Source organism: Comamonas sediminis (assembly GCF_041107495.1).
Lineage (GTDB): Bacteria > Pseudomonadota > Gammaproteobacteria > Burkholderiales > Burkholderiaceae_C > Comamonas > Comamonas sediminis.
Map to the genome: position 1 here is coordinate 235,682 of NZ_JBGBDC010000006.1, position 13,133 is coordinate 248,814.

The 13,133-nt window shown below is 61.6% G+C and carries 13 protein-coding genes and 1 pseudogene; 6 read left to right on the forward strand and 8 right to left on the reverse strand.

Annotation, left to right across the window (positions count from 1 at the left end):
* The first annotated feature begins 26 nt into the window (after positions 1-26).
* Positions 27-500, forward strand: coding sequence for an NUDIX domain-containing protein (locus tag AB7A72_RS15130; RefSeq protein ID WP_312416468.1), 474 nt, complete (start codon positions 27-29; stop codon positions 498-500).
* Positions 501-511: 11 nt separating this feature from the next.
* On the opposite strand, the gene AB7A72_RS15135 is transcribed toward AB7A72_RS15130, so the two are convergent.
* From AB7A72_RS15135 to AB7A72_RS15165, 7 genes are all read right to left on the reverse strand, one after another.
* Complete coding sequence (locus AB7A72_RS15135; protein WP_021027806.1) at positions 512-724, reverse strand: DNA gyrase inhibitor YacG; 213 nt, start codon at positions 722-724, stop codon at positions 512-514.
* A gap of 54 nt (positions 725-778) precedes the next feature.
* A complete protein-coding gene (gene zapD / locus AB7A72_RS15140) occupies positions 779-1,534 on the reverse strand; it encodes a cell division protein ZapD (protein WP_312416464.1) in 756 nt (251 codons plus the stop codon).
* Between the two features lie 3 nt (positions 1,535-1,537).
* On the reverse strand, positions 1,538-2,167 hold the full coding sequence (gene coaE / locus AB7A72_RS15145) for a dephospho-CoA kinase (RefSeq protein ID WP_369460437.1): 630 nt from the start codon (positions 2,165-2,167) through the stop codon (positions 1,538-1,540).
* A gap of 1 nt (position 2,168) precedes the next feature.
* Positions 2,169-3,044 (reverse strand): prepilin peptidase, encoded by an 876-nt coding sequence (locus AB7A72_RS15150; protein ID WP_369460438.1) that lies wholly within the window; start codon positions 3,042-3,044, stop codon positions 2,169-2,171.
* Positions 3,045-3,046: 2 nt separating this feature from the next.
* Positions 3,047-4,267, reverse strand: coding sequence for a type II secretion system F family protein (locus tag AB7A72_RS15155; protein ID WP_239810799.1), 1,221 nt, complete (start codon positions 4,265-4,267; stop codon positions 3,047-3,049).
* A gap of 20 nt (positions 4,268-4,287) precedes the next feature.
* Positions 4,288-6,021, reverse strand: coding sequence for a type IV-A pilus assembly ATPase PilB (gene pilB, locus AB7A72_RS15160; protein ID WP_239810800.1), 1,734 nt, complete (start codon positions 6,019-6,021; stop codon positions 4,288-4,290).
* 162 nt (positions 6,022-6,183) lie between these two features.
* On the reverse strand, positions 6,184-7,113 hold the full coding sequence (locus AB7A72_RS15165; protein ID WP_312416684.1) for a polyprenyl synthetase family protein: 930 nt from the start codon (positions 7,111-7,113) through the stop codon (positions 6,184-6,186).
* Positions 7,114-7,380: 267 nt separating this feature from the next.
* Between AB7A72_RS15165 and rplU the strand changes: the two genes are divergently transcribed.
* From rplU to proB, 4 genes are all read left to right on the forward strand, one after another.
* Positions 7,381-7,692: a 50S ribosomal protein L21 gene (gene rplU, locus AB7A72_RS15170; RefSeq protein WP_092832020.1), complete on the forward strand. Its 312-nt coding sequence runs from the start codon at positions 7,381-7,383 to the stop codon at positions 7,690-7,692.
* Between the two features lie 15 nt (positions 7,693-7,707).
* Positions 7,708-7,968, forward strand: coding sequence for a 50S ribosomal protein L27 (rpmA, locus tag AB7A72_RS15175; protein WP_021027814.1), 261 nt, complete (start codon positions 7,708-7,710; stop codon positions 7,966-7,968).
* Between the two features lie 189 nt (positions 7,969-8,157).
* Complete coding sequence (gene cgtA, locus AB7A72_RS15180; protein WP_230770598.1) at positions 8,158-9,273, forward strand: Obg family GTPase CgtA; 1,116 nt, start codon at positions 8,158-8,160, stop codon at positions 9,271-9,273.
* A gap of 84 nt (positions 9,274-9,357) precedes the next feature.
* Complete coding sequence (proB, locus tag AB7A72_RS15185) at positions 9,358-10,497, forward strand: glutamate 5-kinase (protein WP_312529447.1); 1,140 nt, start codon at positions 9,358-9,360, stop codon at positions 10,495-10,497.
* A gap of 234 nt (positions 10,498-10,731) precedes the next feature.
* Here proB and AB7A72_RS15190 read toward each other — a convergent pair.
* Positions 10,732-11,278, reverse strand: a pseudogene (locus AB7A72_RS15190) (RNA pyrophosphohydrolase); the annotation flags it as partial.
* Positions 11,279-11,370: 92 nt separating this feature from the next.
* Between AB7A72_RS15190 and AB7A72_RS15195 the strand changes: the two are divergent.
* Entirely contained in the window at positions 11,371-13,110 is a 1,740-nt protein-coding gene (locus tag AB7A72_RS15195; protein ID WP_369460439.1) for a proline--tRNA ligase, read from the forward strand.
* The last annotated feature ends 23 nt before the right edge of the window (positions 13,111-13,133 follow it).

Genomic DNA, 13,133 nt, shown 5'->3' on the forward strand with positions numbered 1-13,133 from the left:
GCTGCCCGCGCAGCCCATGAAGACCTATGAGCCAGACTGACACCACCGAGACCCGCAGCCATACCGACGTGGCGGTGGGCGTGCTGATCCGCGAAAGCGACAATGCGCTGCTGATAACGAGCCGCCCCCTGGGCAAGCCCCGTGCGGGCTGGTGGGAGTTCCCCGGCGGCAAGCTGGAGGCGGGCGAGACCGTCGAAGAGGCGCTGCGCCGTGAGCTGGTCGAAGAGCTCGGCATCCGCATCGGCAACTGCATCGCCTGGAAGGTGACCGAGCATGACTACAGCCATGCGCTGGTGCGCTTGCACTGGTGCAAGGTGACGCAGTGGTCGGGTGAATTCGAGATGCGTGAAGGCCAGCAGATGTCCTGGCAGCAACTGCCGCTGACGGTGAGCCCGGTGCTGGAGGGGTCTTTCCCCGTGCTGCAATGGCTGAGCGAGGAGCGGGGCCTGCCTTTTGACCCCGCCATCTATATCCAGGCGGCAGAGGCTGCGGCTAAATAAGGCCGGGGTGCTCAGTCTTCCAGGCGCGGATCGCCGTAGGGCTGGTCCAGCGGTGGCGATTGCGCCGGCACCCGAAAATCCTCGTTGCCCCAGGCGCCCAGGTCAATCAGCTTGCAGCGCTCGCTGCAAAAAGGGCGAAACCGGTTGCTGCGTTCAAAGCTGGAGGGGCCGCCACACTGGGGGCACTGGATGCTGGGGAGCGCGTTGTCTGCGGAAGAACTCATCCGGCCATTGTAGGGCGCCTGTACTGGCCGCCTCATGTGCAGGCGTTTAGCCGATCAAGCGCAAAGCACCATCTCGTACTGGCCGTCCTGCGTAGTGAGGCCCAGCTGACCGCTCTCGGTCTTTTGCAGCATGCGGATCGAGATCATCAGGCGGTTGCCACTGATCTCGGGCACCAGGCTGGAGCTGGGGTCCATCTTGAGGCGCAGCAGCTGGTAGATGCGGCCCTGTGGCAGGTTCTGCTGGAACTGGCCACGCACCGTCGCAATGCGCTGGGGGGCGCCGGCATCCCGGAACAGCCGCAGCAGCAGAATAAGGGCGCTGGCCAGCGGCGCAAAACACGACGTCCAGCCTTGCAGATCGGCACGGCGGCTCTGGCTGTCCGCATGCAGCCAGGCGTGGTAGCTGGGCAGGTCAAATGTGCAGGTGCCACCGGGAATGCCGGTACGGTTGCGGATGGCCATCAGCCATTCGTTCTCGATCAGCAGCTGGCTGGGCTTGCCGTTTTGGGCACGCAGCTCGCTATGGGCGGCGTCGATCTGGCCAATCACCTTGTCGAGCATGTCGACGGCGATCATCGGGTTGTCGCGGTAGGCATTGAACTGCTGGCGCTGGCGTTCCAGGTCCTTGAGCAGGTCGGTCTTCAGGTCGCTGCGGGAGGCGACATCCATCACCTCGAACAGGGTGGTGATGGCGAAATGGTGGTCGATGTCCGTGTCGCGCTGCAGGAGTACGTCAAGCCTGCGCAGCAGATACTCCAGGCGGAGATAGGCGCGCACGCGTTCGTTGAAGGGGTACTCGTAAACTATCACGGATCAGTCGGGCTGCAGAAGGCGGTAGTGGGCTATCAATTCATTGTATAGGTCGAATACGGCCTCGCCTAGCGCTTGTAACGACAGCGTTTCATTCCACAGCACCCAGTCGGCCTTGCGCAGGCGCTGCAAACGGGTGGCCTGCTGGGCCATGATGGCCTCGATCGCTGCCTGGGGCAGCTGGTTGCGCTGCTGCACCCTTGCGATTTGGGTGCGCTCAAGACAATCGACGACGATGACCTGGTCCAGCCTCGGGCTCCATTGGCCGGACTCAGCCAGCAAGGGGATATCAAAGATCACCAGCGGCGCGTCGGTGGCTTCACAGGCATGCTGGTACTGCTGGTCGATCTGCTGGCGGATGAGCGGATGCAGGATGCCTTCGAGCTGGGCCTTGTAGCCTGGATCGCGGAAGGCAGCATCCCGCATCCGTGCACGGTCCAGGGCGCCGTCTGCGCCGATGAAATGGGCACCCATCCGGGCCGCGATCGGGGCGATGGCCGCACCGCCCGGCAGCGTAAGCGTGCGGGCAATGCGGTCGGCATCGATCACATAGCAGCCCTGCTGGGCAAAGCCTTGGGCCACCGTGCTTTTGCCACTGCCAATGCCCCCGGTGAGACCAATGCGCGGGCGCATATCAGGGCTGCAGCAGGCGGTCGACGATGCCGGTGCCGAACCACATCACCAAAAAGCCGGCGCCCGCCAGAAAGGGACCAAACGGGATGTAGCCACCTTCGCGCAGGTTGGAGAATATCTTCAACGCGATGCCGATGACTGCGCCGACGACCGACGAGAAGAGTGCAATCGGTATCAGCGCCTGCCAGCCAAACCAGGCGCCCAACGCCGCGAGCAGCTTGAAATCGCCGTAGCCCATGCCTTCCTTGCCGGTCAGCAGCTTGAAGGCCCAGTAAATCAGCCAGAGCACCATGTAGCCGATGGCGGCACCAAACAGCGCATCTTTGAGCGGTACCGCAATCCATCCCATCGCACTGCACAGCAAGCCTGCCCAGAGCAGCGGCAAGGTCAGGTCATCGGGGAGCAGGGTCGTGTCCCAGTCAATCAGCGCTGCGGTCAGCAGCATCGATGCGAAAAAACACCAGGCTAGGCCGGTGGGGCCCAGGCCCCAGCGGTGGATGCAATAGGCCCAGAGCAGGCTGTTGGCGATTTCCACGACCGGGTAGCGTACGGAAATACGTGCGCGGCACTGGCTGCAGCGCCCGCCCAGAAACAGCCAGCTGAACACGGGCACATTCTCGTACCAGCGGATCTGGTGGCTGCAATGCGGGCAGCGCGAGGCGGGGGTCCAGAGATTGAAGCGGTCTGCCTTAGGTTCGGCCGCAGGCACTGCCTCTGGCGTCTGCACGCTGTCCGCCGCGGCCAGCATGTCCTGCGCATCACGCCGCCATTGGCGCTCCAGCATCAGCGGCAGGCGGTGCACCACCACATTCAAAAAGCTGCCCACCAGCAGGCCCAACAGGGCAAACAGCCCTGTGTTCAATTGCGCTTCGGACATGCTTAAACCACCTGACCGAGCTTGAAGATCGGCAGGTACATCGAGACCACGATGCCGCCGATGATGGTGCCCAGAAACACGATGATGATGGGCTCCATCAGGCTGGACAGGCCAGCGACGGCCTCGTCGACCTCGGCTTCGTAAAAGTCGGCCGCCTTGCCCAGCATATGGTCGATCGATCCCGATTCCTCACCGATCGCACACATCTGCAGCACCATCGACGGGAACACATGCGCATCCGACATGGCGACCGTCAGGCTGGTACCGGTGGAGACCTGCTGCTGGATCTTCTCCGTGGCCACCGCGAAGACGGCATTGCCGGAGGCCCCGCCCACCGAGTCCAGCGCTTCGACCAGCGGCACACCGGCGGCGAACATCGTCGACAAGGTGCGGGTCCAGCGCGCCACGCAGGATTTCTCAATCAGCGGGCCGAAGATGGGTACCTTCAGCAGCCAGCGGTCCATCGTGCGCTGCATTTTTTCGCTGCGCTTCCAGGCCTGCAGAAAGAAATAGATGCTGCCACCAATGCCAAAGAAGATCAGGTACCAGTAGCTGACAAAGAAATCACTGATACCCATCACGATCAGGGTCGGGCCGGGCAGATCGGCTCCAAACGAGGTGAACACCTCCTTGAATGCCGGAATCACGAAGATCATGATGATGGCCACCACGACGAAGGCCACGATGATCACTGAGGTTGGGTACATCAGCGCAGAGCGGATCTTGCTCTTGATGGCCTCGGTCTTTTCCATGTAGGTGGCCAGGCGGTCGAGCAGGCCTTCCAGAATACCGGCGGCTTCACCGGCCTCAACCAGGTTGCAGTACAGCGCATTGAAGTACATCGGGTGGCGGCGAAAGGCGGTGCTCAGCGAAGAGCCCGATTCCACGTCACTGCGCACATCGTTGAGCAGCTTGGTCACGCTGGGGTTGGTGCTGCCCCTGCCCACGATGTCAAAGGCCTGCAGCAAAGGCACACCGGCCTTCATCATCGTGGCCAGCTGGCGCGTGAACAACGCTATGTCCTTGGGCTTGATGCGTTTGCCCGAACGCATGCGGCGCTTCTTGATCTTGGACGGCAGAATGCCCTGGCGGCGCAGCGATGCGATGACCTGGTTTTCTCCGCCCGCGCGGGATTCGCCGCGCACGATCTTGCCGTTGCGGTCCTTGCCTTCCCACTCATAAACGGCTTCGTTCGATGTTTTCTTATGGACTGTAGTTGCCATTTATCCCTGCCCTCATTGCTTTATTCGTTGGTGACGGCTAAGACCTCTTCGAGGGAGGTCAGTCCCTTTTTGACTTTGTGCAGACCCGATGCGCGCAAGGAGCGGACATTTTCGAGGTTGGCTTGCTCCGCAATTTCCAGTGCGCTGCCATCACGCAGGATGATGCGCTGTGTTTCTTCAGAGATGGGCATCACCTGGTAGATGCCCAAACGGCCCTTGTAGCCGTTGTTGCAGGCATCGCAACCCACAGGCTCGTAGGGCATCCAGGTGCCATCGAGATCCTCTTCCTTGAAGCCGGCTTCCAGCAGCGCTTCATGCGGAATCTCCGTGGGCCGCTTGCAGACGGGACACAGCTTGCGTGCCAGGCGCTGCGCGGTGATCAGGATCACGCTGGAGGCAATGTTGAACGGCGCAATCCCCATATTGCGCATACGCGTCAATGTGGTGGGCGCGTCGTTGGTGTGCAAGGTCGACAGCACCAAGTGGCCCGTCTGCGCGGCCTTGATCGCAATGTCTGCGGTCTCCAGGTCACGGATTTCACCCACCATGATGATGTCGGGGTCCTGGCGCAGGAACGACTTGAGCGCCGTCGCAAAGGTCAGGCCGGCCTTTTCATTGACATTGACCTGGTTGACGCCGGGCAGGTTGATTTCCGACGGGTCTTCCGCGGTGGCAATATTGACCGCTGGTGTATTGAGAATGTTCAGGCAGGTATAGAGCGACACGGTCTTGCCCGAGCCGGTGGGGCCGGTGACCAGAATCATGCCGTAGGGCCGCTTGATGGCGCTGAGCAGACGCTCCTTCTCTTCCGGCTCATAGCCCAGCGCATCGATGCCCAGCTTGGCGCTGCTCGGATCCAGAATACGGATCACGATCTTTTCGCCAAACAAGGTCGGCAAGGTGCTGACCCGGAAGTCGATCACCCGGTCGGCGCCGATCTTGAGCTTCATGCGGCCATCCTGGGGCACGCGCTTTTCGGAGATGTCCAGGCGCGAAATGACCTTGATGCGCGATGCCAGCTTGTCCTTGATGCCGGGAGGCGGGGAGGCGATTTCGCGCAGCTCGCCATCGATGCGGAAGCGGATGCGGTATTGGTGCTCGTAGGGCTCGAAATGCAAGTCCGATGCGCGCATATTGAATGCGTCGATCAGCATCTTCTGCAGGAACTTGACGATGGGCGCGTCTTCAACTTCGGTCTCGTCGCCGCTGCTGCTTTCCGTGTTCACCGATTCGTCGTCAATCTCGAACTCGTTGAGATTGACGTCACCGGTGATCATGTCCTGGATGCTGTCACCGCCCTTTTTGGCGACGGACTCCAGGGCCTTGAGCAGCTTGGCATGCTCGGCAATCACCCAGTCCACGCTCAGCTGTGTGGAGAACTTGATCTGCTCGGCCACCGAATGGTCGGTGGGATCGGCGGTAACGACCACCAGGCGGTTGCCCCGCTTGGCCAGCGGGATGATCTTGTTGGTCAGGGCCAGCTTGGTATCGAGCAGGCCGCTGGCCAGCCGGGTCAGGTCGATCGCATCCAGGTCGACCATGGGCGCGCCATAAACCGTCGAGATGATGCTGGCTACATCACTGCCGGAGACGGCTCCGCTGGCCACCAGCTCGCCAATGAAGCTGTTCTTGCTCTTGAGACTTGTCGCATACAGCGCCTCTGCCTTGGCAACAGGAAGCTTTCCGCTGGCCACCAGCGCTCTGGCGATGCCGGGAAGGGCGACGGCTTTTTGGGGGGTGTTGATGTCAGCCATGTAAACGGGGACGCCTATCGTCGATAGCCTCGCTGCGTAATCCGGCAAACTGTAGCAGTTGTTCGGAGATTTAACAAAGAAATGCACCCGCCATTCTGTGCCAGTGCAGTCGATCTGCGACAGTCTGTGGGGTACGCCAGCCGATGCCCGACGACCGCTGCGTTACTCCCGGCGCGCCAGAAGTTGTGATGCCAGCGTAGTCAGGGCGTCGGTATAGGCATTGCGGGGCAGCAGCGCCAGGCAGTCGATGGCTTCCTGGGCCTGCAGTGCCGCGGCTGCCCGGGTGGCCTCCAGCGAGCCGGTGTCCTTGACCACCTGCACGATATGGGCCATGTGGGGCGTGGAGCCTTGCTCGATGGCGTCCACGATCATCTGCCTATCATCGGCGTTTGCGCGCTGCATGGCAATGATCAGCGGCAAGGTGACCTTGCCTTCGCGCAAATCATCGCCAATATTCTTGCCCATCACGGTCGTGTCACCGTCGTAGTCGAGTGCATCGTCGATCACCTGGAAGGCGGTGCCCAGCGAGCGGCCATAGTTGGCGCAGGCTTCTTCCAGCGCAGCAGGTGCCTCGGTCAGGACAGCGGCCAGGCGGGCGCTGGCCTCGAACAGCTTGGCCGTCTTGGAGCGGATGACGGACAGGTAGCCGGCCTCGTCCAGATCGACATTGTGGGTGTTGATCAGCTGCTGCACCTCACCCTCGGCGATGATATTGGTGGCCTCCGACAGGATCTGCATCACACGCATGCTGTCGGCGTCAACCATCATCTGAAACGCGCGCGAGTGCAGGAAGTCCCCGACCAGGACGCTGGCGGCGTTGCCAAAGCTCTCATTGGCGGTAGGTTTGCCGCGCCGCATCGTGGATTCGTCCACCACATCATCGTGCAGCAGGGTGGCGGTATGGATGAACTCGACCACGGCCGCCAGATTGAAATGCTGCTCGCCCCGGTATTCCAGTGCACCGGCTACCAGCAGCAGCAGCGCGGGGCGCAGACGCTTGCCACCGGCCGAGATGATGTAGTGGGACACCTCCCCGATCAACGGAACGGAGGAGCTCAGGCGCCTGGCAATCACGGCGTCAACCTGTCGCATATCGCCAGCGACGAGGCTCAAGGGGTTGGACGGGTTGGGAGTGTTGGACTCGGACAAGGCGGCTATCTCGGCATTTTATGGATACTGCATTATAGAAACGAGAGCAGTGCGACTTGCAGACATGGCCGCTTGTCCGTCTTCGGCATGCGCATTCTGGCCGGTGTTGTGGCGCAAAAACGTGCAGGGTTTGCGTCGTTCATAGCCTCGTGCTACAATCTTCGGCTCTTGCGAAATTTCTTTGCAAGCTATCCCCTTTTAGAGGTTCTTATGTACGCGGTCATAAAAACCGGTGGCAAACAGTATCGTGTTGCTTCCGGCGAAAAAATCAAGGTAGAACAGATCGCTGCGGACGTAGGCCAAGAAATCGTGATCGACCAGGTTCTGGCAGTCGGCAACGGCGCAGAGTTGAAGGTTGGTACGCCCTTGGTGTCCGGAGCAACTGTGACGGTTACGGTAGTAGCCCACGGCAAGCACGACAAGGTGCGCATTTTCAAGATGCGTCGTCGTAAGCACTATCAAAAGCGCCAAGGCCATCGCCAGCAGTTCACTGAGCTGCAAATCGGTGCGATTGCAGCTTAACAGGAGCTATATCTCATGGCACAGAAAAAAGGCGGCGGCTCTACGCGCAACGGACGTGATTCCAAGCCAAAGATGCTGGGTGTGAAGGCTTTCGGTGGTCAACTGATCAGCGCCGGTTCGATCATCGTGCGTCAACGCGGCACCAAGTTCCACCCCGGCACCAATGTCGGCGTGGGCAAGGACCACACCTTGTTTGCTCTGGTGGACGGCCACGTGTCGTTCGAAACCAAGGGCGCTTTGTCCAAGCACACGGTGAGCATCACCAAGGCTGCTTAAGACAAGACAAGTGTCTTGAAGGCCTTCCATGGCCTTGTCCAAAGCCCCGCGCAGTCGGGGCTTTGGTGTTTTTGGGCTGACCCGCTTGGCGCCCCGGTGCGACAATAGCGGTTTTGGCAGGGCTGCATGTATCGGCATGTAGCAGAACAATTCCCGTAATTCCTGTACCAGGACGGGTGGATAACGACCATGAAATTCGTAGATGAAGCGTTTATTGACATTGCAGCTGGCGATGGTGGCAATGGCTGTGTGTCGTTCCGCCATGAAAAGTACAAGGAATTCGGCGGCCCCGATGGGGGCGATGGCGGCCGTGGCGGCCATGTGTACGCACTGGCCGACGTCAACCTCAACACCTTGATCGACTACCGCTATTCGCGCCGCCATGAGGCTGAGCGCGGTGAACATGGCAAGGGCTCGGACATGTTTGGCTGCGCCGGTAAGGACATCACCTTGCACATGCCGGTGGGGACCATCATCACCGATGCACAGACCGGTGAGGTGCTGTTTGAGTTGCTGAACCCGGGCGAGGTCATCACCATCGCCAAGGGCGGTGACGGCGGCTTTGGCAACCTGCGCTTCAAAAGCGCGATCAACCGCGCGCCGCGCCAGAAGACCCCCGGCTGGAAGGGTGAGCGCCGCAGCCTGAAGCTGGAGCTGAAGGTGCTGGCTGACGTAGGCCTGCTGGGCATGCCCAATGCCGGCAAGTCGACCTTCATCTCGGCAGTGTCCAACGCCCGCCCCAAGATTGCGGACTACCCCTTCACCACCTTGCACCCCAACCTGGGCGTGGTGCGCGTGGGGCCGGAAAAGAGCTTTGTCGTTGCCGATATCCCGGGCCTGATCGAAGGCGCTTCGGACGGTGCGGGCCTGGGCCACCAGTTCTTGCGCCATCTGCAGCGTACGCGCTTGCTGCTGCACATTGTCGATCTGGCACCGTTTGACGAAGGTGTGGACCCGGTCGCGCAGGCCAAGGCGATTGTCGGCGAGCTCAAGAAATACGACGAAGAGCTCTACAACAAGCCGCGCTGGCTGGTGCTCAACAAGCTGGACATGGTGCCCGGTGATGAGCGCGCCGCCAAGGTCAAGGACTTTGTCAAGCGCTACAAGTGGAAGGGTCCGGTCTACGAGATCTCGGCGCTGACCCGTGAAGGTTGCGAGCCGCTGATCAAGGAGATCTTCCAGTTCGTGCACAAGATGCAAAAGGCCGAGCAGGAGCCGCAAGAGGTCGATCCGCGCTTCGCCGCAGGCGCAGAGCTGGAGCAACCCGACTACTCGGACGATCCCCGCTTTTCGTCGCCTGACTGAGCGACAAGGCCTGCACCGTAGATTTCTCATGGATGGATAGCTGCTTGCGCTTGCGAGACGGGCGCAATGCCGGAAAAAGCAAAAATGGCATCGAATGTTCTGCGCGACGCACGTCGCATCGTCGTCAAAGTCGGCTCCAGTCTGGTCACCAACGAGGGCAAGGGCCTCGATGAAGGGGCCATCACTGAATGGAGCCGCCAGCTCGCCGCCCTGGTGCACGGTGAAGGGGGCGCCAAGCGCGAAGTGATCATGGTCTCCAGTGGTGCGGTCGCAGAAGGCATGAAGCGCCTGGGCTGGCACCAGCGGCCCAAGGAAATCCATGAGCTGCAGGCCGCTGCCGCCGTCGGCCAGATGGGCCTGGTCCAGATGTACGAGACCAAGCTGCGTGAACAGAACCTGGGCAGCGCCCAGGTGCTGCTGACCCATGCCGACCTGGCCGACCGCGAGCGCTACCTCAATGCGCGCGTCACCTTGCTGACCTTGCTGCAGCTGGGTGTCGTGCCGGTGATCAACGAGAACGACACCGTCGTCAACGACGAAATCAAGTTCGGTGACAACGACACCTTGGGGGCGCTGGTGGCCAACCTGGTCGAGGCCGATGCGCTGGTCATTCTGACCGACCAGAAGGGCCTGTACACCGCTGATCCCCGCAAGAACCCCGGCGCCGAATTTGTGCACGAGGCGCAGGCTGGCGACCTGAAGCTGGAGGCCATGGCCGGCGGCGCAGGCTCGGGCATTGGCAAGGGCGGCATGCTGACCAAGATCCTGGCTGCCAAGCGCGCTGCGGGCTCAGGCGCCTCCACGGTGATCGCCTGGGGGCGTGAGCAGAATGTGCTGCTGCGTCTGGCTGCCGGCGAGGCCATTGGCACGCTGTTGGTGGCCGATACCCACAAGAACCAGGCACGCAAGCAATGGATGATGGACCACTTGCAGATGCATGGCTATGTCACGGTGGATGAGGGTGCCGCTCAAAAGCTGCGCCGTGACGGCAAGAGCCTGCTGCCGATCGGCATGGTGAGCGTGCATGGCGAGTTCTCGCGCGGTGAGGTGATTGGCGTGCGTGATCCGCAAGGCATCGAGCTGGCGCGTGGCCTGGCCAACTACAGCAGTGCGGAAGCGCGGCGCCTGTGCCGCAAGCCCTCGGCAGAGTTCGAGCAGCTGCTGGGCTATACCGGTGAGCCGGAGATGCTGCACCGTGACAACATGGTGTTGACCGGGCATTGATCCGGCCGCTTGCGGCCTGCCATGCACCCGTGGCTCAAAGCACAAAGCGTCCCGAGGGACGCTTTGTGCTTTGGATCGCTCATCCGCCTTTGGGTTGCGGATCGCGCCCGGCATTGCCCGGGTCCGGGTCAAAGCTGGCACCCGGTGGCAGCTCCATCTCCTGCATCATGCGCAGCGGCGAATGGTAGCTCACCACCGTGGTGGTGGTCACCGATACCTGCAAGGTCTCGGCAGAGCTGCCGTCAGGCTCATGCAGCTCACCGTCACGCGCGCGCGCATTGCTGCGCAAGTAGCGGTTGCGCGGATCGTGGCGGGGCACAAAACGCGACAGCTCGGTCAACGCCATCTCGTAGACGCCCCGCTTGAACTCCACCACCACATCCAGTGGTACCCAGTAGTCATTCCAGCGCCAGGCATCGAACTCCGGATGGTTGGTGGCACGCAGATTCAGGTCCCAGTCATGCCCCGTTAACTGGAGCAAAAACCAAATCTGCTTTTGTCCGCGATAATAGCCTCTGGCATCGCGGCGGATGAAGCGTTCTGGCACCTCGTACCGTAGCCAATCCCGCGTTCTAGCCACAATACGTACATGCTCCGGTCGCAAGCCCACTTCCTCATGCAGCTCTCGAAACATCGCCTGCTCGGGGGTTTCTCCACGGTCGATACCGCCCTGCGGAAACTGCCAGCTATGGGTGCGGATGCGCTTGCCCCAAAACACCTGATTGCGCTGGTTGAGCAGGATGATGCCGACGTTTGGCCTAAAGCCATCTCGGTCCAGCATAATCTAACCCCAATTTTTTAAACTGTGTCCATTATGCCTGTGCCTTGAAGCCATCTTCAAGGGGGCAACTACTAGGTCCATTGTCATAGACTATGAAAGCTTCGCAATTTCTCATCTCGACCCTGAAAGAAGCGCCTGCGGACGCTGAAATCGCCAGCCACCAGCTGATGACCCGCGCCGGCATGATCAAAAAGCTCGGCGCCGGCATCTACAACTACATGCCGATGGGCCTGCGCGTGATCCGCAAGGTCGAGGCGATCGTGCGCGAAGAGATGAACCGCGCTGGCGCCATCGAAGTGACGATGCCCGTGGTGCAGCCTGCCGAGCTGTGGCAGGAGACCGGCCGTTTCGACAAGATGGGTGCCGAGCTGCTGCGCATCCAGGACCGCCACTCGCGTGACTTCGTCATCCAGCCCACCAGCGAAGAGGTGGTGACCGACATCGCGCGCCAGGAGTTCAAGAGCTACAAGCAGCTGCCCAAGAACCTCTACCAGATCCAGACCAAGTTCCGCGACGAGCGCCGCCCCCGCTTTGGCCTGATGCGTGGCCGCGAGTTCATCATGAAGGACGCCTATTCCTTCGACAAGGACCGCGACGCCGCCCAGATCAGCTACCAGACCATGCGCGCTGCCTACAAGCGCATGTTTGACCGTTTCGGCCTGCAATACCGTGCCGTGCGCGCAGACAGCGGCGCCATCGGTGGCGATCTGAGCGAAGAGTTCCAGGTGATTGCCGCGACCGGCGAGGACGCCATCGTCTACTGCCCCAACAGCGATTACGCGGCCAACATCGAAAAGGCCGAAAGCCTGGCGCCTACCCAGCCCCGTGCTGCTGCCGCGCAGGCCATGGCCAAGACGGCCACGCCGGGCAAGAGCACCTGCGCCGATGTGGCCGAGCTGCTGAACCTGCCTTTGGCCAACACCGTCAAATCGCTGGTGCTGGCCACCGACGAGACCAATGACAAGGGCGACATCCTGAGCTCGCAGGTCTGGCTGCTGCTGCTGCGCGGTGACCATGACATGAACGAGATCAAGGTCGGCAAGGTCGAGGGCCTGGCCAACTTCCGTTTTGCGACCGTCAGCGAGATTGAAGAACACTTTGGCTGCCAGCCCGGTTACCTGGGCCCGATCGGCCTGAAGAAGCCCGTCAAGCTGGTGGTGGACCGCGACGTGGCCGTGATGGCCGACTGGGTCTGCGGTGCCAACGAGGCCGACTACCACTTGACCGGTGTGAACTGGGGCCGTGACCTGCCCGAGCCTGCGCTGGTCGCCGATCTGCGCAATGTGGTCGCCGGCGACCTCTCGCCAGACGGCCTGGGCGAGCTGGCCATTGAGCGCGGTATCGAGATCGGCCACGTGTTCTACCTGGGCACCAAGTACTCCAAGGCGATGAAGGCCACCTTCCTGGCCGAGAACGGCAAGCCCAGCGAGTTCGAAATGGGTTGCTATGGCATTGGCGTGACCCGCCTGCCCGCTGCGGCTGTGGAGCAAAACCACGACGAGCGCGGCATCATCTGGCCCGATGCGATTGCGCCTTTCACGGTGGTGATCTGCCCGATCGGCATGGACCGCAGCGAAGCGGTCAAGACTGCGGCTGAAAAGCTACACGCAGACTTGTTGGCCGCCGGCGTCGATGTGATACTGGACGACCGCGGCGAGCGCCCGGGCGCGATGCTGGCTGATTGGGAGCTGATTGGCGTGCCGCACCGTGTAGTGCTGGGCGACCGGGGCCTGCAAGAAGGCATGGTCGAGTACCAGCAGCGCCGCGACACCGCAGCCACCAAGGTGCCTGTGGACGAGGTGTTCAGCTTCATCACCAGCCGCTTGGCCTGATGCGGGCATGGGCTGCAAGTGCA